Source organism: Mycolicibacterium canariasense, from assembly GCF_002101555.1.
In the GTDB taxonomy this organism is placed as follows: domain Bacteria; phylum Actinomycetota; class Actinomycetes; order Mycobacteriales; family Mycobacteriaceae; genus Mycobacterium; species Mycobacterium canariasense.
This window is the reverse complement of sequence record NZ_LQOL01000052.1, coordinates 451662-474244: the sequence shown is the minus strand read 5'-3', so window position 1 is coordinate 474244 and position 22583 is coordinate 451662. Positions and strand designations below refer to the sequence as shown.

General features: G+C 69.8%; 19 protein-coding genes. 4 read left to right on the top strand and 15 right to left on the bottom strand.

Translation table 11 applies throughout. The features are described 5' to 3' along the window. Positions 1-8: 8 nt before the first annotated feature. Entirely contained in the window at positions 9-473 is a 465-nt protein-coding gene (nrdR, locus tag AWB94_RS18270; protein WP_062656637.1) for a transcriptional regulator NrdR, read from the bottom strand. Positions 474-547: 74 nt separating this feature from the next. Continuing rightward, positions 548-1126 carry a LysM peptidoglycan-binding domain-containing protein gene (locus tag AWB94_RS18265; protein WP_234811774.1) on the bottom strand — a complete coding sequence of 193 codons (579 nt, stop codon included), beginning with the start codon at positions 1124-1126 and terminating at the stop codon, positions 548-550. Positions 1127-1375: 249 nt separating this feature from the next. Between AWB94_RS18265 and lexA the strand changes: the two genes are divergently transcribed. After that, the gene (gene lexA, locus AWB94_RS18260) at positions 1376-2050 is read left to right on the top strand and encodes a transcriptional repressor LexA (RefSeq protein WP_062656532.1); all 675 of its coding nucleotides are present in this window, start codon (positions 1376-1378) and stop codon (positions 2048-2050) included. Positions 2051-2057: 7 nt separating this feature from the next. Here the strand turns inward: lexA and AWB94_RS18255 are convergent, their stop codons facing one another. Further along, positions 2058-4145, bottom strand: a complete 2088-nt coding sequence (locus tag AWB94_RS18255) for an LGFP repeat-containing protein (protein WP_062656531.1) — start codon at positions 4143-4145, stop codon at positions 2058-2060. A gap of 134 nt (positions 4146-4279) precedes the next feature. Further along, positions 4280-5437: an acyl-CoA dehydrogenase family protein gene (locus tag AWB94_RS18250; RefSeq protein ID WP_062656530.1), complete on the bottom strand. Its 1158-nt coding sequence runs from the start codon at positions 5435-5437 to the stop codon at positions 4280-4282. Between the two features lie 97 nt (positions 5438-5534). Between AWB94_RS18250 and AWB94_RS18245 the strand changes: the two genes are divergently transcribed. Continuing rightward, on the top strand, positions 5535-7817 hold the full coding sequence (locus AWB94_RS18245) for a molybdopterin-dependent oxidoreductase (protein WP_062656529.1): 2283 nt from the start codon (positions 5535-5537) through the stop codon (positions 7815-7817). On the opposite strand, the gene AWB94_RS18240 is transcribed toward AWB94_RS18245, so the two are convergent. From AWB94_RS18240 to AWB94_RS18225, 4 genes are read right to left on the bottom strand one after another with little or no spacing between them, the layout of a single operon-like run. Continuing rightward, positions 7790-8392 (bottom strand): TetR/AcrR family transcriptional regulator, encoded by a 603-nt coding sequence (locus AWB94_RS18240; protein WP_062656528.1) that lies wholly within the window; start codon positions 8390-8392, stop codon positions 7790-7792. The genes AWB94_RS18245 and AWB94_RS18240 overlap by 28 nt on opposite strands. Before the next feature lie 8 nt (positions 8393-8400). Beyond that, positions 8401-10629, bottom strand: coding sequence for an acyl-CoA dehydrogenase family protein (locus AWB94_RS18235; protein WP_062656527.1), 2229 nt, complete (start codon positions 10627-10629; stop codon positions 8401-8403). Positions 10630-10641: 12 nt separating this feature from the next. Beyond that, on the bottom strand, positions 10642-11052 hold the full coding sequence (locus AWB94_RS18230; protein WP_062656526.1) for a Zn-ribbon domain-containing OB-fold protein: 411 nt from the start codon (positions 11050-11052) through the stop codon (positions 10642-10644). Beyond that, positions 11053-12258, bottom strand: a complete 1206-nt coding sequence (locus AWB94_RS18225; protein WP_062656525.1) for a thiolase family protein — start codon at positions 12256-12258, stop codon at positions 11053-11055. A 154-nt stretch (positions 12259-12412) separates the two neighbouring features. Here AWB94_RS18225 and AWB94_RS18220 point away from each other — a divergent pair, with 154 nt between their 5' ends. After that, positions 12413-14074, top strand: coding sequence for a PE-PPE domain-containing protein (locus AWB94_RS18220; RefSeq protein ID WP_062656524.1), 1662 nt, complete (start codon positions 12413-12415; stop codon positions 14072-14074). Here the strand turns inward: AWB94_RS18220 and hflX are convergent. Genes hflX through AWB94_RS18195 form a run of 5 tightly spaced genes read right to left on the bottom strand, consistent with a single transcriptional unit; the run spans position 14071 to position 18906 of the window. After that, positions 14071-15477, bottom strand: a complete 1407-nt coding sequence (hflX, locus tag AWB94_RS18215) for a GTPase HflX (protein ID WP_062656523.1) — start codon at positions 15475-15477, stop codon at positions 14071-14073. The genes AWB94_RS18220 and hflX overlap by 4 nt on opposite strands. Before the next feature lie 52 nt (positions 15478-15529). Beyond that, on the bottom strand, positions 15530-16396 hold the full coding sequence (gene dapF / locus AWB94_RS18210) for a diaminopimelate epimerase (RefSeq protein ID WP_062656522.1): 867 nt from the start codon (positions 16394-16396) through the stop codon (positions 15530-15532). Beyond that, positions 16393-17304, bottom strand: a complete 912-nt coding sequence (gene miaA / locus AWB94_RS18205; RefSeq protein ID WP_084395113.1) for a tRNA (adenosine(37)-N6)-dimethylallyltransferase MiaA — start codon at positions 17302-17304, stop codon at positions 16393-16395. The genes dapF and miaA overlap by 4 nt, the downstream gene beginning before the upstream one ends. Next, entirely contained in the window at positions 17292-18017 is a 726-nt protein-coding gene (locus tag AWB94_RS18200) for a class III extradiol ring-cleavage dioxygenase family protein (RefSeq protein WP_062656634.1), read from the bottom strand. Before AWB94_RS18200 ends, miaA begins: the two co-directional genes overlap by 13 nt. Positions 18018-18033: 16 nt before the next feature. Next, entirely contained in the window at positions 18034-18906 is an 873-nt protein-coding gene (locus tag AWB94_RS18195; protein WP_062656521.1) for a DMT family transporter, read from the bottom strand. Positions 18907-19095: 189 nt separating this feature from the next. On the opposite strand from AWB94_RS18195, the gene AWB94_RS18190 reads away from it, so the two are divergent. Beyond that, positions 19096-20436 carry a DUF349 domain-containing protein gene (locus AWB94_RS18190; protein WP_062656520.1) on the top strand — a complete coding sequence of 447 codons (1341 nt, stop codon included), beginning with the start codon at positions 19096-19098 and terminating at the stop codon, positions 20434-20436. Between the two features lie 9 nt (positions 20437-20445). On the opposite strand, the gene AWB94_RS18185 is transcribed toward AWB94_RS18190, so the two are convergent. Next, a complete protein-coding gene (locus AWB94_RS18185; protein WP_062656519.1) occupies positions 20446-21027 on the bottom strand; it encodes an Rv2732c family membrane protein in 582 nt (193 codons plus the stop codon). Then, entirely contained in the window at positions 21015-22568 is a 1554-nt protein-coding gene (gene miaB / locus AWB94_RS18180; RefSeq protein WP_062656633.1) for a tRNA (N6-isopentenyl adenosine(37)-C2)-methylthiotransferase MiaB, read from the bottom strand. The genes AWB94_RS18185 and miaB overlap by 13 nt, the downstream gene beginning before the upstream one ends. Positions 22569-22583: the final 15 nt, after the last annotated feature.

Sequence of the window (22583 nt, the reverse complement as noted above, 5' to 3'; positions counted from 1 at the left end):
CCGGACGGTCAGCCGGGACTGCTGATCCGGCGGTGAGCGCGCAGTTCGGCGATCTCGCGCTCGAAGTCTTCGGCCGAGCTGAACGACCGGTACACCGAGGCGAACCTCAGGTAGGCCACCTCGTCGAGTTCGCGCAGCGGTCCGAGGATGGCCAGGCCGACGTCGTGGCTGGGAATCTCGGGTGAACCCGCGGCCCGGACGGCGTCCTCCACCTGTTGGGCCAGCAGATTCAGTGCATCATCGTCGACCTGCCGGCCCTGGCAGGCGCGGCGCACGCCCTTGATGACCTTCTCACGGCTGAACGGTTCGGTGACCCCGCTGCGTTTCACCACGGCGAGCACGGCGGTTTCCACGGTGGTGAAGCGGCGGCCGCATTCCGGGCACGAGCGCCGGCGTCGGATGGCCTGGCCCTCGTCGGTCTCACGGGAATCGACGACTCGCGAATCCGGGTGGCGGCAGAACGGACAGTGCATCACCGCTCCTTCGCCGTGCCGCATGTCGACCAGATCGAACGCCTCCGAGCCTACCTGCACCACCCTCGGGCGGCTCAGCCGATCGGCGCGATGAGGGTTTGGCCGGCCAGCACCGCACTCGAGTCCAGTTTGTTGAGCTCCTTGATGCGATCCACCACGGAGTTCACCGGCGCGTCGGGCGCCACCCGCTGTGCCACGTGCTGCAGCGTCTCCCCCGCCTCGACCTGAACGACCGAGAGCCGGGTGGGCACCTGCACCGCCGTTTCGCCGACGCCGCTGCCCACCTGCGCGACCAGACCCAGCCACACCGTGATCGCCGCGGCGATCAACGCCAGCACCACGGTGGTGACCGGCGTGATCGGGCGCCGGCGGCGCGATGCCCGCGACATCAGCACCCCGGTGCCCCGATAGCCGAAGGCCGCCCCCGCCGGCCGGCGCACCTGCGGCCGGCGGCGGCGCACGACGACATCGCGCGGCAGCGGCCATACCTCGGCCGGGGCGGGCCGGCGGACCGCCACCCGGGCCCGGTCGAACTCGCGGTCCTCGAACGGAGCCCGGCGCCGGGCCTCGAAAGGCGCCTCGAACTGAGAATCGAAGCTGGAATCGAACGCATCATCGAATTCGGTGCCGAATCGGGTGTCCATGACGGTCATGGTTGAGCCTTTCCTGGGTTTTCCTGCCGGTCGTTCGCTCTTGTGTTCGAAGATAGTCGATCAGGTGTTCGATCGGTAGAACATGTGATCGAACTGTTGCAAACGATAAAGGCACCCACCGACAAGTCGCGTGCGTCACTCAAGCCACAGAGGTCGCACCAGCCACGCCGGGCCCCGCATTCGACCTCGCGCCGACACGCCTCGAACACATGTTTGATTAATGCCGGCGGTGCGACTAGATTCGGCGCCATGAGCGAGCACACCGACACCCCTGAACCGCGGTCGGGACTCACCGAGCGACAGCGCACGATCCTCGAGGTCATCCGCGCGTCGGTCACCAGTCGCGGGTATCCGCCCAGCATCCGCGAGATCGGGGACGCGGTCGGTCTGACCTCCACGTCATCGGTGGCACACCAGCTGCGCACCCTGGAACGCAAGGGCTACCTGCGCCGCGACCCCAACCGTCCGCGCGCGGTGGATGTCCGCGGCGCCGATGACACCGTCACCCCGATCGTGGCCACCGATGTCGCCGGCTCCGATGCCCTGCCCGAGCCCACCTTCGTGCCGGTGCTGGGCCGGATCGCCGCCGGCGGGCCGATCCTGGCCGAGGAGGCCGTCGAGGATGTCTTCCCGCTACCGCGCGAACTGGTCGGCGAAGGCTCGCTGTTCCTGCTCAAGGTGGTCGGCGAGTCGATGGTCGACGCGGCCATCTGCGATGGCGACTGGGTGGTGGTCCGGCAACAGAACGTCGCCGACAACGGCGATATCGTCGCGGCCATGATCGACGGCGAGGCCACCGTCAAGACCTTCAAGCGGACGCGCGGTCAGGTCTGGCTGATGCCGCACAACCGGGCGTTCGACCCGATCCCCGGCAACGACGCGGTCGTGCTGGGCAAGGTCGTGACCGTCATCCGCAAGATCTGACGGGCACTCACTCCGCCCGGACGAATCCGTTCGTCACCGCGAATTCCTCACTGGCGAACCAGATATCAGCCGGCGTCCGGTCATAGCCGGGCGTTCCCGGAGTCCAGTACAGGCCGGTTCCGGTATCGGCCTTGACCAGGTAGCCGTCGGGCGCGCGGAACGGATCGCTGCCGGCCGGCCGTACCGAGGTGCGCGACGGATCCGGCTCCTCGATCTGGATGGCCGCGTGCCGCCCGCTGGGGAAATCGGGTTCATAAGTGGAGCGTGGAGTGGGTGCCAGGCCGCCCACCAGACTCACTCCGGTCGTCGGCGGTTCGCTATCGGCTTCGGCCGCCGGTTCTTCGCCGGGTTCCTCTTCGAGTTCTTCTTCGGGTCGTTCGGGTCTTTCTTCGGCACGTTCGGCGGGGTCGGCCGGGACGTCGGACTCGATACGCGTCGGCGCCGTGTCGACGAAGTCGGCGTTGTCGGCGTCATCGGAGGTGTCGGCAGGGTCTTCGGCCCCCGGCACCGCCAGCGCCCACGGGCTCTGCGGCGAATACCCACCGGGCTCCTGACCGAAGCCGGCCGGGCCGGTCTCGTAATCGTCGGGCTCGTGCGAGTCGTAACCGTCATCATCGAATCCGGGCTTGTCGAAACCGGTCCGGTCATAACCGGCATTCTCGTAACCGGCGTGCTCGTAACTCTCGCCATAGCCGGACTCGTACTCGGCGTAGTGATCGTCGGTGAAGTGCTCGTCACGGGACCGCCGATTACGCAGCACCGCCACGGCGATCAGGCCGACCAATGCCAGCAGCGGGATCAAGCCCAGCAGCCACCACCAGCTCCACGCGTACCACTTCTTGCCGTCGCCGCCGGTGGGCTCGGCGGCCGGCGCCTTCGGTGCATCCGCGCCCGGCACCTCCAGCCCGGCCAGCTGCGGCTGCAGGCTCGCGGGTTCGGTGCTGAAGGTGCGCGTCGCCCGATTCCAGGAGATGCTGCCACCGCTGAACTGTTGGCTGACGACGTCGCCGTTCTCGGTTTGGTCGCCTTTGGGGGCTCCCAGTTCGCCGGTCGCCCCACCGAGTTTCTGCCATGCGGCGTTCATCGCTCCGCGCACGATCACCGCGCCGAAGTCAGGCGTCCAGAAGATGACGGGCTGGTCCGCGGCGGCGAAGGGCACGAAGCGGCTGGCCGGCGCCAGTCCCCCGTCGGCCTCGCTGGCCGTCGGGAATCCCAGATCGCCCGTCGGACCTCCGACGCTCTCGTATTTGGCCAGCACCTGCCCGGTCACCACGTTGGCACCGGTGGCCGGGCTGTAGAAGATCTTGCCACCGGCGAAGTTCTGACCGACACCGTCGGAGCCGATCGCGTACTGTCCGCCGTCCGGTGCACCCAGCGGGCCGAGCGCACCCCCGGCCGCGCGGCGCGCCGCGGCGATCTCCGACGTTGCGTCCGAGGGCACCTCCAGCCCGGCGAGCTGGTCGGCCAACTCCGGCGGGTTCGTGGTGAACTGCTTGGTCTTGCGGTTCCACGACACCTCACCGCCGGTGAACTGCTGGGAGATCACGTCCCCGCGCGAGGTCTCGTCCCCGGACGGCACACCGAGCACCGCGGCCGAACCGCCGAGCTTGTCCCAGGCGGCATTGATCGGCCCGCGCACCACCCGCGCCCCGTTGTCCGGGGTCCAGAAGATGACCGGATTGTCGGCGGCACTGAACGTGGTGTTGCGACTGTCGGGCGCGCGGCCCGGCCCCTCGTCGATGGTCGGGAAGCCCAGATCGCTGTCGGCCGGCCCGCCGAGGGACTCGTACTTGTCCAGGATCGCGCCCGTCATGATGTGAGCGCCCGTCTCCGGAGTGAAGAAGATCTTGCCCCCGGCAAAGTTCTGCCCGAAGCCCGTGCCGACCGCATAGACGCCACCGTCCTTGGCGCCCAGCGGTCCGGTGTCACCCCCGGCACCGTCCCACGCTGCGCTGATCGCCGCATCCGCGTCGCTCTCGGGTGTGGCGAAAGCCGGTGCCGCGTACAGCACCATGGCTGCCACCATCACCGGCCCCGCCAACCCCAGCAACGCACGCCCGGCGGCGGTGCGCAGCCGGGTTCGCTGCCTGGTCATCAGTCCTCCCGAACTCGTGCAAACCCCACGAAAGTATCGCTTTCGTCAACTCTGCGTCAGCGGGACGCCATCTCGTGGGATATCGCGACCTGTACCGGAGGCGTGTCGGGCGGCCGCGTGCCGCCCAGGGGGCCTCAGACGCCCAGGCTTCGGCCGACGATTTCTTTCATGATCTCGGTGGTGCCGCCGTAGATGGTCTGGATGCGGGAGTCCAGGAAGGCCTTGGCAATGGGGTACTCGCGCATGTATCCGTACCCCCCGTGCAACTGCAGGCAGCGGTCGACCAGGCGCACCTGCGCCTCGGTGGAGTACCACTTGGCCATCGCGGCCTGGTCCACGGTCAGTTTCCGGTCCAGATGCAGCCTGATGAACTCGTCGACCATGATCCGCACCGCGGTGGCCTCGGTGGCCAGTTCGGCCAATAGGAACCGGCTGTTCTGGAAGCTGCCGATCGGCTTGCCGAACGCCTTGCGCTCCTTCGTGTACTGCAGCGTGGCTTCCAGCGTCGACTCCATCGCCGCGGCGGCCATCACGGCGATGCTGATCCGCTCCTGGGGCAGGTTCTGCATCAGGTAGATGAAGCCCATCCCCTCCTGGCCCAGCAGGTTCTCGGCGGGCACCACCACATCGGTGAACGACAGCTCGGCGGTGTCCTGCGCCTCCAGACCGATCTTGTCCAGATGACGACCCCGCTCGAAGCCGGCCATACCGCGCTCGACGACCAGCAGGCTGAACCCCTGCGCGCCCTTGTCCGGGTCGGTGCAGGCGACCACGATCACCAAATCGGCGTGGATTCCGTTGGTGATGAAGGTCTTCGATCCGTTGAGGACGTAGTGGTCGCCCTGTTTCACCGCGCGGGTCTTGATGCCCTGCAGGTCGCTGCCGGTGCCGGGTTCGGTCATTGCGATCGCCGCGATCACTTCCCCGCTGCAGAAGCCGGGCAGCCAGCGCTTCTTCTGCTCGTCGTCGGCGAGCTCCAGCAGGTACGGCGCGATGACGTCGTTCTGCAGGGTGAAGCCCAGGCCGCTGTGCCGTCCCGCGGTCGTCTCCTCGGTGACGACGACGTTGTAGCGGAAGTCCGGGTTGCCGCCGCCGCCGTACTCCTCGGGCACGGCCATCCCAAGAAAGCCCTGCTTGCCGGCCTCGCGCCAGACCTCACGGTCGACGATCTTGGCCTTCTCCCACTCCTCCTGGAACGGCGTGGCATGTCGCTCGAGGAACGCGCGGTAGGACTCGCGGAACAGGTCGTGCTCCGGCTCGAACAGCGTGCGCTCGAACTTGATGACGCCCATGGTGTGACCTCCGGTACTGGGATGTGCGGTGTGGCGCCCAACATATACCAACCAGATGGTTGGTCGGCAGGTCAGGGCGTCCCCCTAGGATTGGTGCGTGTCCCGTGCCAGCCTCGCCCACTGGGGTGCCTTCACCGCCGAGGTGAGCGACGGCGATATCACCGCCGTGACACCGCGCGCCGGTGACGCCGACCCGTCACCCCTGCTGGCCAATCTGCCCGGCTCGCTGCGGCACCGGGCCCGGATCACCGAACCGGCCGTACGGCGTGGCTGGCTGCGCGACGGGCCCGGTCCCAGCACCGCGCGCGGCGCCGACGAGTTCGTCGCGGTGTCCTGGGCGGAGCTCACCGAGCTGCTGGCCGCCGAACTGCGCCGGGTCATCGACGGCCACGGCAACGAGGCGATCTACGGCGGCTCCTACGGCTGGGCCAGCGCCGGGCGGTTCCACCACGCCCAGAGCCAGGTACACCGGTTCCTCAAACTGCTCGGCGGCTACACGTCATCGCGGCACTCCTACAGCCTGGGCGCCACCGGCGCCATCATGCCCCGGGTGGTCGGCACCCATGACGACCTGTTCAAGCGCTCCACCCAGTGGGACGTCATCGTCGAACACACCGATCTGCTGGTGTGCTTCGGCGGGATCGCGCTGAAGAACACCGGCATCAACCACGGCGGCACCACGGCACACCCGGCGCGTGAATCCCCGCGCCGTTTCCGGGACCGCGGTGGGTGCATCGTGTCGTTCTCACCGCTGCGCGATGACATCGAGGGCGAATGCGCCTGGCACGCGCCGGTGCCCGGCAGCGATGTGGCCATCATGCTGGCGCTGGCCCATGTGCTGGCCACCGAGGGCCTGGCCGACCGGGGCTTCCTGGACACCTATTGCGTCGGCTACGACCGGTTCGAGCGCTACCTGTTGGGCACCGACGACGGCGTGCCGAAGTCACCGGCGTGGGCGTCGACCATCAGCGGTATCGCCGCGCAGGACATCACCGCGCTGGCCCGGCGGATGGCCGCCAGTCGCACCCTGGTCACCGTCAGCTGGTCGCTGCAGCGCATCCGGCACGGCGAGCAGGCGCCCTGGATGGGGCTGACACTGGCCGCGATGCTCGGCCAAATCGGGCTGCCCGGAGGAGGATTCGGGCACGGATACGGGTCGATGAACGAACCCGGCCTGGCCCCGCTGCGGTTCCGGCTGCCCGCACTGCCCCAAGGCCACAACCCGGTGTCGACGTTCATCCCGGTCGCCGCGATCAGCGATATGCTGCTGCACCCCGGCGAGGAATACGACTACAACGGGCTGCGGCTGACCTACCCCGATATCCGGCTGGTGTACTGGGCCGGCGGCAATCCGTTCCATCACCACCAGAACATCCCGCGGCTGCGCCGCGCCCTGGCCCGGCCGGACACCATCGTCGTACACGACCCGTACTGGACCGCGATGGCCAAACACGCCGATATCGTGGTGCCCTCGACCACCGCCTACGAGCGGGACGACTTCTCGGGCTCGCGCAACGACCCGCTGCTGGTGGCGATGCCCGCGCTGGCGCGCCCGCATGCGCAGTCCCGCGACGACTACGACACCTTCGCCGCGCTGGCCGCCCGGCTCGGTATCGGGGACACCTTCACCGAGGGCCGCACGGCCCGCCAATGGCTGGTGCACATGTATGAAAAATGGGCGGCCGGACTGGATTTCGCGGCCCCGTCCTTCGATCAGTTCTGGGCCGACGGCGCGCTGCGCCTGCCCACCGAACCGGGCCTGACCCTGCTGTCGGATTTCCGGGCCGACCCGCACACGCACCGGCTCAACACCCCGAGCGGACGCATCGAGATCTTCTCGGCCGATATCGACGGCTTCGGCTACGCCGACTGCCTGGGCCACCCAGCCTGGTTCGAACCGCAGGAATGGCTCGGCGGCGCGCGGGCGGCCACCTTCCCGCTGCACCTGCTGGCCAACCAGCCGGCGTCGCGACTGCACAGCCAGCTCGACACCGGCGCGCTCAGCCAGCAGTCGAAAGTGGCCGGGCGCGAACCGATCCGGATGCATCCCGAGGACGCCGCCGAACGCGGGCTGGCCGACGGGGACGTGGTCCGGGTGTTCAACGACCGCGGCGCCTGCCTGGCCGGTGTGGTGACCGATGCCGGCCTGCGCGCCAACGTGGTGCAGTTGTCGACGGGCGCCTGGTTCGATCCACTGGACCCGTCCGATCCGGATTCGATGTGCGTGCACGGCAATCCGAACGTGTTGACCGACGACGTCGGAACCTCGGCGCTGGCACGGGGCTGCACCGGGGCGCATGTGCTGGTCGAGGTGGAGAAGTTCACCGGGCCGTTGCCGCCGGTGCGGGCTCATCAGCCTCCGGTGTTCGCCGAGCGCTGATCGGCGGGCAGGCGCGGAGCCACCAGGTCGATGAACGCGTCGGATACCCGGTAGGCGTCCCCGATCGGATAGCCGTTGTGGATCGCGCCGGACAGCATCGTACTGACGATGCCCCACAACATGATGGCGATGTCGAAGGATTCCTGGTGCCCCAGTGCGGCGAAGTCGGCGGCCAGGGTGCGCTGCGCGGTCTCGGCGAACTGCCGCATCAATGGCTGGGCGTTGGCATCGGTGGTGTTCTGCAACAGCATGCACACCTTGAAGAAGGCCGGCCAGCGCTCGAAGCTGGTGATGATGCCACGCACCTTCTCGCGCACCCGGCGTTCGGCCGGGCGGGTGTCCTCGGTCGCGTCGGCGAACACCGGCTGCGCCCATTCCATCAGCACCGCGGCGTAGACATGCTCTTTGGAACTGAAGTAGCGGTACAGCGTGCCCAGCGCCACGTCGGCCTTCTCCGCGACATCGCGCATCTGGATCTGTTCGTACTCGTGTTCCTTGAGCGCCGCCGTCGCCGCGGCCACGATCTGTGACCGGCGCGCCTGTTTGTAGCCGGGCAGGTCCGTGCTCACGGTCATCTCCGCGCTCAATTCCTCGGCAGTCCCAGGATCATCGTCGCGATGATATTCAACTGGATCTCGACGGTGCCACCCCCGATCACCTCGGCGGGCATCATCAGGCTGTGCGCGACGGCCGACTGTTCGGCGCCACCCACCATCGCCGCGCGTCCGCTGAACGCCAGCGCCTCGGCGGTGACCCGGCGCACGATCTGCGCGGTCGCCACCTTGCCGACGCTGGACGCCGGCCCCGGCCCGTGGCCGGCGAGCCGGTTGAGTGTGTCCCGGACCGCAAGGGCGGCAATCGCATTCGATGCAGCCCTGACCTCGCCCAGCGCCCGGCGGACCATGGTCACCTCGGTCACCTCTCCGCCCCGGCCGGCCAGGGACCGCAGTTCGCTCTCCTTGTCCAGCTTGATATACGCGCCGATGGCCACCCGCTCGTTGGCCATGGTGGCCAGCGCGTGCGACCAGCCGTCGGTCGGCTCGCCCACCAGCATGGCGTCCGGGACGAACACGTCGTCGAAGAACACCTCGTTGAAATGTTCGTCCCCGCTGGCGGTCCGCAGCGGCCGCACCCGGATGCCGGGGGTGCTCATGTCGACCAGGAAGTAGCCGATTCCCTTGTGCTTCTTGGCATCCGGATCGGTGCGGGCCAACAGTGCACCCCAGTCGGCGCGCTGCGCCGAGGAGGTCCACACCTTCTGACCGTTCACCAGCCAGCCACCGTCGACCTTGGTGGCCCTGGTGGACAGCGACGCGAGGTCCGAACCGGCCCCCGGCTCTGAGAACAACTGGCACCAACCGAGCTCTCCGCGCAAGGTCGGTGCGGCGAATTGCGCGCGCTGCGCGTCGGATCCGGCGGCCAACACGGTGGGCAGGATCCATTCCGCGATGCCCAGGGACGGCCGCACCAGATGGGGCCGCTTCTCGAACTCCTCGTCGATGATCAGCTGCTGAGCCGGGGTGGCGGCCAGCCCCCAGGGAGTGGGCAGGTGCGCGGCGACCAGGCCGGCCTCGGCCAGAGCGGTGCGCTGGGGGCCCGTCCGGAACTCCGCGTCGTCGGGGTTCTGGCGGCCCGGGGTGTCGTTGCGCAGCAGCGCCGCCCGGTCCAGCGCTGCGGCGACCGCCGCCCGGAAATCCGGCTCGACATCGACGATCTCGATGGTGAAATCGCGGCCGGGCGCCGCCGGGTCGCCCAGGGTGTGCGCCCATCCGGTGCCCGAACCGACCGCCGCCGCCAGGCTGATCGCGCGTTTCCAGTAGAGATGCAGGTCGTGTTCCCACGTGTAGCCGATGGCGCCGAACATGGTGAGCGCGTCGACCACCAGCTCGGGCAGCCGGCCCACCGCCACGATGGCCGCGCCGGCGGCCGCGATGTGGTGCTGCGCGACGGACTGGTCGGCGGCGCGCACCGCGTCCCACGCCGCGGCCGCGGCCAGCTCGCTGTCGATGAACAGCATGGCGGCCTTGTGCTGTAACGCCTGGAACGACCCGATCGGCCTGCCGAACTGTTCGCGCACCTTCAGGTAGGCCACCACGTTGTCCACACACCAGCGCACGATACCGGCCGCCTCGGCCGCCAGCATGCTCACCGCCAGGCAACGCGCCCGCACCGCGTCGACACCGCGAAGCACGTCGCCGTCGGGCACCACCGCGTCGTCGACGTGCAGCACCCCGACATCGCGGGTCAGATCGGTGGGGGTCTGCGGTTGCACCCGCACCCCGCAGTCCTTGGTGTCCAAGGCAATCCAGAGCACCTCGCCGGATTCGGCGGCGGCGCTGACCAGGATGCGATCGGCCCCGCACACCCCGATATCGGGACCGGTTGTGCCGGACACCCGCCAGCCGTCGCCGGCCGCGGCGGCACGCAGTTGCCCGGCCTGCGGCAGGATCACCGCCGCGGTGCGCCCGGCCACGATGTCGCCGAGCACGGAGCGCGCCGCCGGCCCCGGGTCGGTGGCGGCGACCGCTCCGGCGATGACGGTGGTCAGCAGCGGCCCGGGCAACAGGCCGTACCCGGCCTCCTCGACGACGCAGGCGGCTTCGGTCAGCCCACCACCCTGTCCCCCGATCCGCTCCGGCAGGTGCACCGCGTGCAGGCCCTGGTCCACCAGCGCGCCCCAGAATCCCGGCCGGCGGCCGGCGGCCAGCTCGTCGAACTGCGCCCGGGTTAGGTCCAGGCCACCGTGCCGGGCGGCGAAACCCGCCATCGCACCGGCGATCTGGACCTGTTCGTCGGTCAGGGCCAAGGCCACGGAGAGTCCTTTCTAGCGCACCGCGGTGTACTGCAGCAGCGTGATCTCGGGCAGGTCGGTGAACACCGGCTCCACCGGCATACCCACCCGCAACCGGTCGGCGTCGACGCCGACCAGTTCGGTGGCCAGCCGCGGACCTTCCCGCCACTGCACGACAGCGAGCAGGTGCGGCACCGCGTCGGCGAACTGCGGGGCCACCGGCCGCTGGGCGACGGCGAAGCTGACCAACGTTGCCGCACCGGAGATGCGGCGCCATTCCAGGTCGTCGGCCAGCGTGCCCGGCGCCAGCACCCGCGGGTAGAACACGTACACCCCGGCCGACGGCGAGAATTGGATCCAGATCTGGTGGCGGCGCAACCCGTCCCAGAACGGCGCCGAGGTCGGGGTGGGCAGGGGTCGCGGTCTGCCCATCGCGATGGTCATCTAGTCGCCCTCCAGCACGAGTGCTTCCTGTTCGCTGAGCACACCGCCGTTGCCGGAGACGAAAGCGCGATGGCAATCGGGCACCTGGGTCTCCCCTGCCCGGCCCATGAGCTGGCGAGCGGCATCGCAGATGTGGTGCATCCCACCGGCATTGCCGGGCTGGCCGTAGCCGAGTTGGCCGCCGGCGGTGTTCATCGGGAAGTCGCCGCGGAAGGTGAGGTCGTGGTCGGTGACGAACTGCATGCCCTTGCCCTTCTCGCAGAATCCGGCGTCCTCGAGGGTGAGCAGCGCGGTGATGGTGTAGCAGTCGTAGATCGACACCATGTCCATGTCGGCGGGCGTCAACCCGGCCATGCCGAACGCCGAATCGGCGACGGTGATCATGGGAGTCTGCAGCGGATCGGCCGCGTACACGGGCGACTTGTAGGGCACCCGTTCGCCGAAACCTCTGACCCACACCGGTCGGTTGCGGCTCGCCCGGGCCAGGTCGGCATTCGTGATCAGCACCGCCGACCCGCCCATGCAGGGCATGACGATCTCCAGCATGTGCAGTGGTGAGGCGATGACGGGACTGTCCAGCACGTCGGCGATGGTCAGTGGTTTGTCCTTGAACACCGCGCCGGGGGTGTGATTGGCGTTGACCCGCTGGTCGACGACGATCTTGGCCATCGCCGCCTCGTCGTAACCGTATGCGGCGGCATACATCTGGGCGACCTGGGCGTACGGCCCGTTCTGCCCGAGGTAGCCGTACGGGATCTCGAATTCGGCCTGGGGCGAGCCGTACCGGAAGCTGGACGCACCGAAATAGAGGGCATCGCCCGGGTCGTACGGCCGCTGCTCGGACATCGGGGTCAGGTAGTTGGCCGGAATGGCGCACAGCACCGCCCGGCAGATGCCCAGCTCGATGGCCGCCGCGGCACGCCACACCATGGCCGCCCCGGAGGCCCCACCGAGGTCGACGATCTCGGCGAAGTTGACGGCCAGGCCCAGGTACTCGGCCACGGTGGACGGGACGAACAGCTGGGATTCCATCACCCCGCAGGTGACCAGCCCGTCGACCTGATCGGCGGACAGGCCGGCGTCGGCGATCGCCGCGGCGGCCAGCCGGGCCCACTGTTCGATGATGAACTCCGGCTTGCCGGTCGGCTTTCGGGTGGCCGGCAGTTCGTGGAAGCCGACGATCGCGGCCTCGCCCCGCAGTCCCATCCGGCGCTCCGTTCGTCGACTCACCCGACAATATTAGAATCAGATTCTACTTTCAATTCCGGCGGGTCGCGCAAATTCGCTATTTACGTCTCCGTTACGCCGCCGCGGTGCGACGATCGCTGGGGCACGCGCCGTCCGATCCCGAGGTGGACAGATGCATATCGCACGACGATCCGTACTGACCGTATTCGCGCTGCTGACCGCGGTGTTCCTGACCGTCGCGTCGGTGCTGGGCATGGCCGTGGCGCTGGCCGCGACCGCCCTCATCGTGCCCGGCACCGGCACCCCCAAAGCGGGTGAGGTGCAGGACTACATGACCAACGCGCTCAAGTACTACATCGCGCCGTCGGACGGGTGGTCACCGTCGGGATGCACCACCACCGCGAACTGCGACCTGAAACCCATCGACTATCCGGCCCAGTTCTGGCCCATCCCGCTGCCCGGCTGGGGCGGCCTCGACGGTGCCAAATGGGACGTGTCCACCGGGGAGGGATTGTCCAACCTCAACTCCACGCTGGTGAACACGCTGGCCCAGGACCCACCGAACACCCCGATCGTCATCTTCGGCTACTCACAGGGCGGCAACATCGTCAGCCGCGAGAAACGCAATCTCGCCTACCTGCCCAAGAACCAGAACTACCTGTCCTTCGTGATGATCGGAAACACCAACCGGCCCAACGGCGGCCTCTTCGAGCGACTCGCCTTCCTCGGCCACGTCCCGATCCTGGACGCCACCTTCGGGCTGCCCGCCCCCACCGACACCTGCGATCACATCTGCGCCACCGATATCGCGTTCCAATACGACGGTGTCTCCGACTTCCCGTTGTATCCACTCAACGCGTTGGCCACCCTCAACGCCATCGCCGGCTTCTGGTACGTGCACGGGACGTATCTGTCGCCGGACGGCAAGAGTGCCCCCGACGAGTTGCCCGACGACTACACGCCCGAAGAACTGGCCGCCCAGATCGCCGACCCGACCAACCAAACCGACTACGGCGACACCCGCTACATCACCATCCCGACCAGGACGCTGCCGCTGGTGCGCCCGTTCCTCGAGTTCGGCGGCTTCACCCACACCAGCTTCATCATCAAACCCATCGTGGATCTGCTGGAGCCGGTGCTGCGGGTGCTCATCGACACCGGCTACGACCGCAGCCTCAGCCCGGGGGTGCCGGCGCCGTTCCGGCTGATCCCGCTCAACATCAATCCGGTCAAGCTCGCCGGGGACGTGGTCAAGGCCCTCGGCGAGGGTGTGCAGGCCGCCCTGGCCGATATCGGCGTCAAGGTGCCCAAGGCTGCCCAGCCCGTCACCACCACCCCGACCACCAGCCTGGCGGCGGCTAAGGACTCGAACGCCACCCTGACGGCGGCCAAGACCGCCGACACCGCCAAGACCGCTGCGAGCACCAAGACCGCAGACACCCCGGTCGACACCACCAAGGTCGATACCGCGAAAGTCGATACCACCAAGGTCGATACCGCAGGGACAGAACCGGACACCACCGCCGAAACCGAGCCCGTCGACACCAAGACGAACCAACCCGCCGCCACACCGGAACCGGTGCGGCCCAAGGTACGCGGGCCGATCGGGACGGGCCCGCTGGCCCAGCTGGTTCGTCAGTTCGGTCAGGCGCTGACCGGCAAGCACGACGTGAAGTCCGCCGACGCCACCAAGCCCGGCACCGAACCCGCGACCAAGCCGCAGAGCACACCCGAAACCGAACCGGAGAAGACCGAAAAGCCCGGAGCCACCGGCGAATCCACCAGCGGGGAGGCGGCGAAGGACGACGCCGCCACCGCGAAGGCGGCGGCCTAGCCGTTCAGGTAGTCGCGCAGGCCCGCCGCGAGCGGGATCGGCACCCGCCCGACGATCCTGGTGCCGTCGACGGTGTGCTCGGTGCTCTCGATCCGGCCGTCGGCGTGCACCCGCGCCACCAGATCCCCGCGGTCATACGGGATGGTCACGTCGATCACGGTGTCGGTCGGCTCGACCAGGGCGGCCATCCGCCGGCGCAGCTGATCGAGCCCCTCCCCGGTGTGCGCTGACACGAACACCGCATCGGGCAGGGCCCGGCGCAGCTGCGCCAACGCCAGATCGCCTGCCGCGTCGATCTTGTTGATCACCAACAGTTCCGTCGCCGGCGCCCCGTCGTGGTCGGCATACACGTCGCGGATCACCTCACGCACCGCACTGATCTGCGCCATCGGATTGGCATCGGAGCCGTCGACGACATGTACCAGCAGGTCCGCGTCCACCACCTCTTCCAGGGTGGACCGGAACGCCTCGACCAGCTGGGTGGGCAGGTGCCGGACGAACCCGACGGTGTCGGTGAGCACGAACGGGCGGCCGTCGTCGAGCTGTCCGCGCCGCGTGGTGGGCTCCAGGGTGGCGAACAGGGCGTTCTCCACCAGCACTCCAGCCCCGGTCAGCGCATTGAGCAGGCTGGATTTGCCGGCGTTGGTGTAGCCGACGATGGCCACCGACGGCATATCGGCCGCGCGCCGTTTTCCCCGCTGGGTGTCGCGCACCTTCTTCATCTCGCGAATCTCGCGGCGCAGCTTGGACATTCGCTCACGGATGCGGCGCCGGTCGGTCTCGATCTTGGTCTCACCGGGGCCGCGGGTGCCCACCCCGCCGCCGGCACCGCCGGCCCGGCCGCCGGCCTGCCGCGACATCGACTCACCCCAGCCGCGCAGCCGCGGCAGCATGTACTCCATCTGGGCCAGCGATACCTGCGCCTTGCCTTCCCGGCTGGTCGCATGCTGGGCGAAGATGTCCAGGATCAGCGCGGTGCGGTCGATCACCTTGACCTTCACCGCCTTTTCCAGCGCGTTCAGCTGGGCCGGGGAAAGTTCGCCGTCGCAGATCACGGTGTCGGCGCCGGTGGCCAGCACGGTCTCGCGCAGTTCCTGTGCCTTGCCGGAACCGATATAGGTCGACGGGTCGGGTTTGTCACGGCGCTGGATCAGGCCTTCGAGGACTTCCGAGCCGGCGGTCTCGGCCAGGGCCGCCAGTTCGGCCAGGCTGGCGTCGGCGTCGGCGGCGCTGCCCTCGGTCCACACCCCGACCAGCACGACGCGTTCCAGGCGCAGCTGGCGGTATTCGACCTCGGTGACATCGGCGAGTTCGGTGGACAGACCGGCTACGCGGCGCAATGCCGTGCGGTCTTCCAGGGCGAGATCGCCGGTGCTGGGTACGGAGATTTCAGGTCGTGTCATGGGCGGCTTTCGATGGTGTCATGCCGGCCCGCGACGGTGCATCCGAATTTCGTCACGCCGGGTTGCGCCACCACTGGTCGGCGAGCTCGCCGGTCGCGACGAGCACGGACGGGCCGCGCAGGTAGCTGGTGGCCTCGGTGACGGTGACGGTGACCTCCCCGCCGGGGATGCGCACCCGCAGCGTGCCGGCGCTCTCCCCCGCATGCTGCAGGGCGGCGACCGCGGCGGCGACGGTTCCCGTTCCGCAGGAACGGGTTTCGCCGACACCGCGCTCATGCACGCGCATCGAGACCACCCCGCCGACCGGCTGGGTCAGCACCTCGACGTTGACGCCGTCGGGGAACTGCTCGGCGTCGAAGGACACCGGCGCGGCGACGTCGAGCACCGCCAGCGCCGTCGCGCTCAGTTCCGTGACGCAGGCCAGGTGCGGATTGCCGACGTCGACGGCCAGCCCGTCGAAGGCGCGGCCGGCGACCACCGCCGATCCGCTGCCCACCACGTTGGCCTTGCCCATGTCGACGGTCACCTCGGCATGGACATCGTCGTGCCGGTGCACCACGACCGGGCGCGGCCCGGCCAGCGATCCGACCACGAATTCGTCGCGGCGCTCCAGGCCCGCGGCACGCAGATAGTGGGTGAACACTCGGACCCCGTTGCCGCACATCTGTGCGATCGACCCGTCGGCGTTGCGGTAGTCCATGTACCAGTCCGCCGCGGCCACCCCTTCGGGCAGCGCCGGGAAAACCCCGGCAGCCAGCGCGGCGCCGGCGGTGGTGACGCGCAGGACACCGTCGGCTCCCAGCCCACGACGCCGGTCGCACAGGGCGGCGACGGCCTCGGGGGTGAGGTCCAAGGCGGCGTCGAGGTCGGCAAGCACGACGAAGTCGTTCTGCGTGCCGTGCCCTTTCGCAAACCTCATCCGTCCAGGATAGCGACCGCGGTATCGGCCAGGTCCGATGCCGAACCGTCGAGCCAGTTCACCCGGTGGTCGCGGCGGAACCAGGAGCGTTGCCTGCGCACGTAGCGGCGGGTGCCCATGAAGGTGGGTTCGCGTGCGGCCGAGCCGTCCCCGCCGGCGTCCAGGTCGGCCAGCACCTGCGCGTAGCCGAGCGCGCGTGCGGCCGTCACCCCGGTGCGCAGCCCCACCCCGATCAGACCGGTCACCTCGGCGACCAGCCCCTCGTCGAACATCGCATCGGTGCGCTGCCGCAGCCGCTCGTCCAGAAGCTCGGTCTCCCAATCCAATCCGATGATCGCGGTGTCCCAGCGCGGCGTCCCGATCCGCGGCGCCGACGCGGCGAACGGCTGACCCGTCAGCTCCACCACCTCCAGCGCGCGCACGATGCGGCGGCCGTCGGTGGCCAGGATCGAAGCCGCGGCCTGCGGGTCGACGCGCCGGAGTTCGTCGTGCAGCGCCGCCACCCCCACCTCGGCCAGCCGCGCCTCCCAGCGGGCCCGCACGTCGGGATCGGTGGCCGGGAACGACCACTGGTCCAGCAACGACTGGATGTAGAGCATCGAACCGCCGACGATCACCGGCACCGCCCCGCGGTCCATGATCGCCTCGATATCGGCGGCGGCGCGTTCCTGGTAGCGGGCGACCGACGCGTTCACCGTGACGTCGAGGACGTCGAGCTGATGGTGTGGGATGCCGCGGCGCTGCTCGACCGGCAGCTTGGCGGTCCCGATGTCCATCCCCCGGTACAGCTGCATCGCGTCGGCGTTGACGATCTCCCCGCCGAGCCGCTCCGCGATATCCAGCGCCAGCGCCGACTTACCGGTCCCGGTCGGCCCGATCACGGCCACCGGCCGGGTCACGGTGCACATCCCCCGGTCGCTATGTGCGCCAGCGCCGGACGCCACACCCCGGCGAAGTAGCCGACGCCGTAGGGCGCACCCCGGTACAGCTCGGTGGCCTCCGCAGGCGCGCCGAGCCCGGCCAGCACCTGGTAGGCCACCCGGCCCACCACGCCGGCGCCCAGCCGGGCCAGGGCCGCGGTGTCGCCGGTGGCCAGCGCGTCATCCAGGACTTCTTGCACCGCAACCGAATCGGGGTCGTGCCCTCCGGGCGCCGACGGCGTCAGGGTGTGCGCACCGTCGGCCACCACCAGCACCCCGACCGCGTCGGCGGCGGCATCGATCTCGGTGCGCAGGGCGCCGCCGGCGGCCACGGCCGCCTCGGCATCCAGATCGTCGCGGTACACCCGGACCTCGGCCCGCGCGCCCGGCGCCGCCAGCCCGCGCACCCAACCGGCGATCAGCGCGCACAGCGGCAACTCGGCGAGGGCACCGGCCGCCCCCGGTGCGAGTTGCACCCGCAGATCGACGCCGTACCCGGCGAACGTGCCGACCGCATCGGGCGCGATGAGCGCGGCGGCCGGGCCGGTGCCGACGACGATCCAGCGCGACGGCAGCGCCGCGGCCGCGGTCGCGACGGCGGTACGGGCATCGCGAAGTTCGGCCGTCACGTCCGGGGCCGCTCCGGCCAGCTCGGGCACCAGCACGGGAGCCGACGGGATCACGGCGATGGCGGCCAACACCCGGACCACGTTATCGCTACGTGTGGGCGGGCTCCTGCGCCCAACCGGCCTCGCCGCGGGCCAGCGCGCCGGTCGCGACCACCATGACCAGCACGGCGGCGATCAACGTGATCCAGCCCGCATCGCCGGGCCGCAACGTCTCACCGAGCACCACGATGCCCAGGATGGACCCCACCACGGGTTCGGCGTCCGTCATCGCCGGCAGCGACGCGGTGAGGGTCCCGGCCCGGAACGCGGCCTGCTGCCACCCGGTCGCGGCGACGGCCACCAGCGCCCAGGCGTAGAGCTCCGGGGTGCTCAGCACCGCCAACGGGCCGTGTTGGAGGCGGTCGACCACGCCCTTGGTCAGCACCGCGAACAGTCCCCACATGGCGCCGGACACGCAGGCCAGCAGGATCGCGCCCACCGTCCCCGACCAGATGCGTGCGCCGATGATGCACAGCACCAGCGCCGGCCCGAGGACCGCCCCGACGGCCAGCCACACCTGCACCGACGCCCGGGAGTGCCCCGCGGTCGGATTGCCGACGGTCACGATGACCGCCACCGACGCGGCCAGCAGCGCGGCCCAGGTCCATTCGAACCGGGTCACCCGCCGGTGCGTCAGGCGCGCGTTGATCGGGAGCGCGAACAGCAGCGAGGTCACCAGCAGGGCCTGCACCAGCAGCACCGACCCGAATCCCAGCGCGGCGGCCTGCAGTCCGAAACCGGCCCCGGCCACCAGGCTGCCCAGCCACCAGCGGCGATCGCGCAGCAGCCGCGCGAACAGCCGCAGATGGCCGACGGATTCGTCGCTCACCTGCTGCGCCGACCGCTGATGGATGACGTCGCCGACGGCGATGAAGAACGCGGCGCCCAGCGCCAACAGAGCGGCGATATCCGCTTTGTGCATCGGTGACTCCAAACCTCTCAGCTGCGCTGAGCGTGCCGTCAGTGGTGGTGATCTCGCAACCGAGGGACCCGGTCCATCACGAAGCCGTACGCACGTCGGCCGGTGACCTGCTTCAATAGCGTGCGGAAGCTATTGGCGCCGCGTCGCGCGGCAGGTGCGGGTCAGCCCGCGTGGAGGTGGAGAAAACTCATGACGACCAGCGATTCCGACGCTCCCAAGCCGGCACCGCGCCCAGGTCCCCGGCCCGGCCCCCGTCCGGGCCCCAAACCGGCTGCTGCCGCCGCCGCGGCCCCGGCCGTCATACCGCCCACCACCCCGGCCGTCGATCCGCACCGGTTCGGCCGTGTCGAACCCGACGGCACCGTCGTGCTGATCACCTCGGCGGGGGAACGCGTGATCGGGTCCTGGCAGGCCGGTGATGCCGAGGCGGCCTACGCCCACTTCGGCCGCCGCTACGACGATCTGCACACCGAGGTCGCCCTGCTGGAGACGCGGCTGGCGTCGGGCAGCGGTGATGCCCGCAAGATCAAGACCGCCGCCGCCGCCCTGCTGGAGGGGCTGCCCACCGCCGCCGTACTCGGTGACGTGGACGCGGTGCACGCCCGGCTGACCGCCATCGTCGAACATGCCGGCGACGCCGCCGCGGCCGAGCGTGCCCGGCGTGACGAACATCGCGCCACCCAGACCGCGCGTAAGGAGGCGCTGGCCGCCGAGGCCGAGGAGATCGCCGAGAACTCCACCCAGTGGAAGGCCGCCGGCGACCGGCTGCGCGAGATCCTCGACGAGTGGCGCACCATCACCGGGCTGGACCGCAAGACCGACGACGCGCTGTGGAAGCGGTATTCGGCCGCCCGGGAGGCCTTCAACCGGCGGCGTGGCTCGCACTTCGCCGAGCTGGACCGGGAACGGGTGGGCGTGCGCCAAGCGAAGGAAGCATTGTGTGAGAAAGCCGAGGCGCTCAGCGATTCCACCGAGTGGGCGGCGACCGCGGCGACCTTCCGGGATCTGCTGGCGCAGTGGAAGGCCGCGGGCCGGGCCGCCAAGGACGTCGACGACGCCCTGTGGGCACGCTTCAAGGCCGCCCAGGACACCTTCTTCGCCGCGCGCAACGCCGTCAACGCCGAGCGCGACGCCGAGTTCGGGGCGAACGCCGCGGCCAAGGAGGCGCTGCTGGCCGAGGCCGAGGCCATCGACGTCAGCGACCCGGACGCGGCGCGGGCCGCCTTCCGGGCGCTCGGCGACAGATGGGACGCCATCGGCAAGGTGCCGCGGGAACGTTCGGCCGAATTGGAGCGCCGGTTGCGCGCGGTCGAGAAGAAGGTGCGTGACGCGAGTTCGGTGAGCCATGTGGACGCCGAGGCGGTGGCCCGCGCCGAACAGTTCCGCGAGCGCGCCGAGCAGTTCGAGAAGCAGGCGGAGAAGGCCGCGGCGGCCGGCCGCACCAAGGATGCCGAGCAGGCCAGGGCCAGCGCCGCGCAGTGGCGGGAGTGGGCCGAGACCGCGGCCGAGGCCGTCAGCAAGAAGCGCTAGCCAGGCCCTCTAGTCGTCGCCCGCGTCGTCGCCGAGATCATCGAGCAGGCCCTTGCTCTGGCGCTGCGCGAGGGCGCGGCGGCGCTGTTCCTCGGCGGCCAACTGCACCGCGGTACGCGACCACACCACCCGCGCCCAGTTGTAGGCCAGCAGGATCACCGCGATCCAGCCGATGATCAACCCGATACCGGGGCCGGGGTGGCCGTGGGTGGCGGTCTGGCGTGACCAGACCGCCAGCATGCCCGCCGGGCAGGCCACCGCGGTGCCGGCCAGGGCGATCCAGGCCAGCGTCCAACGCCGGGTCAGCAACGCCAAGATGGAAAAGCCCACGCCGAAAACGAGTGTGAGCCAGACGAATACCCGCGACGGCAGGGCGACGCCGTCGTTGATGGCGGTCTGGTCGCCGACCAGCACGTCCAGCCCGCGGGTGGAGCCCATGTGCGGCAGCGCGAACGACAGCGCCACCACCAACACCAGCACGGCGACCACCACCGCGCGGCCGCCCGGGTCGATCTCGGCGGCGACGCGCCGCTCGGCGGCCTCGATATCGCCCTTGTAGGCGTCGAATTCCTTGTCGCTCATCGGGCACATCCCGACGTGGCCGCGGCCGCGGGTGGCGCGCCGATGCCCGGCATCCCCAGGCCGACGCCGGTCACCGGGCGCTGACCGGCGGCATGCGCGTCACCGGCCCTGGTGCGGCGGTGGCTGCGCACGGCACCGTCGGCAATCAGGTGATGCGGCGCGGCCCCGGTGATCACGGTGGTGACGATGTCACCGGGACGGATGTCGGCCTGCCCCGGGGCGAAGTGCACCAGCCGGCCGTCGCGGGCGCGCCCGGACATCCGTGCGGTGGCAGCGTCCTTACGGCCCTCGCCGGCGGCCACCAGAACCTCGACGGTGCTACCGATCTGAGCCTTGTTCTCCTGCCAGGAAATCTCCTCCTGCAGGGCGATCAGGCGCTGATACCGTTCGCTGACAACGGCTTTCGGCAGCTGGTCCGGCAGCTCGGCGGCCGGCGTGCCGGGCCGCTTGGAGTATTGGAAGGTGAAGGCACTGGCGAACCGGGCCTGACGCACGACGTCCAGGGTGGCCTGGAAATCGTCCTCGGTCTCCCCCGGAAATCCGACGATGATGTCGGTGGTGAGCGCGGCGTGCGGGATGGCGGCCCGCACCCGGTCGATGATGCCCAGGTAGCGCTCGGCCCGATAGGACCGACGCATCGCCTTGAGGACGCGGTCGGACCCCGACTGCAGCGGCATGTGCAGCGTCGGGCACACATTCGGGGTGGCCGCCATCGCCTCGATCACGTCGTCGGTGAATTCGGCCGGATGCGGCGAGGTGAACCGCACGCGTTCCAGTCCGTCGATGCGGCCACAGGCGCGCAGCAGTTCGGCGAACGCGCCGCGGTTGCGCGGGATGTCCGACCACATCGCCGGGTCCTCGCGCAAGCGCTCGTCCGCTGCGAACGACACGCCGTAGGCGTTGACATTCTGGCCCAGCAGGGTGATCTCGAGCACACCCTGGTCGACGAGGGTCTGCACCTCGGCCAGGATATCGCCGGGCCTGCGGTCCACCTCCTTGCCGCGCAGCGACGGGACGATGCAGAACGTGCAGGTGTTGTTGCAGCCCACCGAGATGGAAACCCATGCCGCGTAAGCGGATTCACGTGACGCCGGCAGCGCCGACGGGAACTCCTGCAGCGCCTCGGCGATTTCCACCTGCGCCACCCGCTGATGGCGGGCGCGTTCCAGCAACACCGGCAACGAACCGATGTTGTGGGTGCCGAACACCACATCCACCCAGGGCGCCTTGGTGAGCACCGCGTCACGGTCCTTCTGCGCCAGGCACCCGCCGACGGCGATCTGCATGTTCGGGTCGGCGCTGCGCCGCGGCGCAAGATGGCTGAGGTTGCCGTAGAGCTTGTTGTCGGCGTTCTCGCGCACCGCGCAGGTGTTGAACACCACGATGTCGGCGTCGGTGCCGTCCGCGGCGCGCACATAACCGGCGGCGTCGAGCAGCCCGGCCAGGCGCTCGGAATCGTGCACGTTCATCTGGCAGCCATAGGTGCGCACCTGGTAGGTGCGTGGGCGCGCGTCGGCGCCTGCGGACGCCTCGTCCTCGCGCGCCATCATCGAAGTCACGACAAT

What these genes read in the sequence shown, in the direction of transcription:
- AWB94_RS18265 (WP_234811774.1), bottom strand. Translation starts at nt 1,126, where the DNA reads ATGACCGTCATGGACACCCGATTCGGCACCGAATTCGATGATGCGTTC.
- AWB94_RS18230 (WP_062656526.1), bottom strand. Translation starts at nt 11,052, where the DNA reads ATGACCATCGCGATGGGCAGACCGCGACCCCTGCCCACCCCGACCTCG.
- AWB94_RS18255 (WP_062656531.1), bottom strand. Translation starts at nt 4,145, where the DNA reads ATGACCAGGCAGCGAACCCGGCTGCGCACCGCCGCCGGGCGTGCGTTG.
- AWB94_RS18220 (WP_062656524.1), top strand. Translation starts at nt 12,413, where the DNA reads ATGCATATCGCACGACGATCCGTACTGACCGTATTCGCGCTGCTGACC.
- AWB94_RS18240 (WP_062656528.1), bottom strand. Translation starts at nt 8,392, where the DNA reads ATGACCGTGAGCACGGACCTGCCCGGCTACAAACAGGCGCGCCGGTCA.
- lexA (WP_062656532.1), top strand. Translation starts at nt 1,376, where the DNA reads ATGAGCGAGCACACCGACACCCCTGAACCGCGGTCGGGACTCACCGAG.
- AWB94_RS18195 (WP_062656521.1), bottom strand. Translation starts at nt 18,906, where the DNA reads ATGCACAAAGCGGATATCGCCGCTCTGTTGGCGCTGGGCGCCGCGTTC.
- AWB94_RS18190 (WP_062656520.1), top strand. Translation starts at nt 19,096, where the DNA reads ATGACGACCAGCGATTCCGACGCTCCCAAGCCGGCACCGCGCCCAGGT.
- AWB94_RS18185 (WP_062656519.1), bottom strand. Translation starts at nt 21,027, where the DNA reads ATGTGCCCGATGAGCGACAAGGAATTCGACGCCTACAAGGGCGATATC.
- dapF (WP_062656522.1), bottom strand. Translation starts at nt 16,396, where the DNA reads ATGAGGTTTGCGAAAGGGCACGGCACGCAGAACGACTTCGTCGTGCTT.
- nrdR (WP_062656637.1), bottom strand. Translation starts at nt 473, where the DNA reads ATGCACTGTCCGTTCTGCCGCCACCCGGATTCGCGAGTCGTCGATTCC.
- AWB94_RS18250 (WP_062656530.1), bottom strand. Translation starts at nt 5,437, where the DNA reads ATGGGCGTCATCAAGTTCGAGCGCACGCTGTTCGAGCCGGAGCACGAC.
- AWB94_RS18225 (WP_062656525.1), bottom strand. Translation starts at nt 12,258, where the DNA reads ATGGGACTGCGGGGCGAGGCCGCGATCGTCGGCTTCCACGAACTGCCG.
- miaA (WP_084395113.1), bottom strand. Translation starts at nt 17,304, where the DNA reads ATGTGCACCGTGACCCGGCCGGTGGCCGTGATCGGGCCGACCGGGACC.
- hflX (WP_062656523.1), bottom strand. Translation starts at nt 15,477, where the DNA reads ATGACACGACCTGAAATCTCCGTACCCAGCACCGGCGATCTCGCCCTG.
- miaB (WP_062656633.1), bottom strand. Translation starts at nt 22,568, where the DNA reads ATGATGGCGCGCGAGGACGAGGCGTCCGCAGGCGCCGACGCGCGCCCA.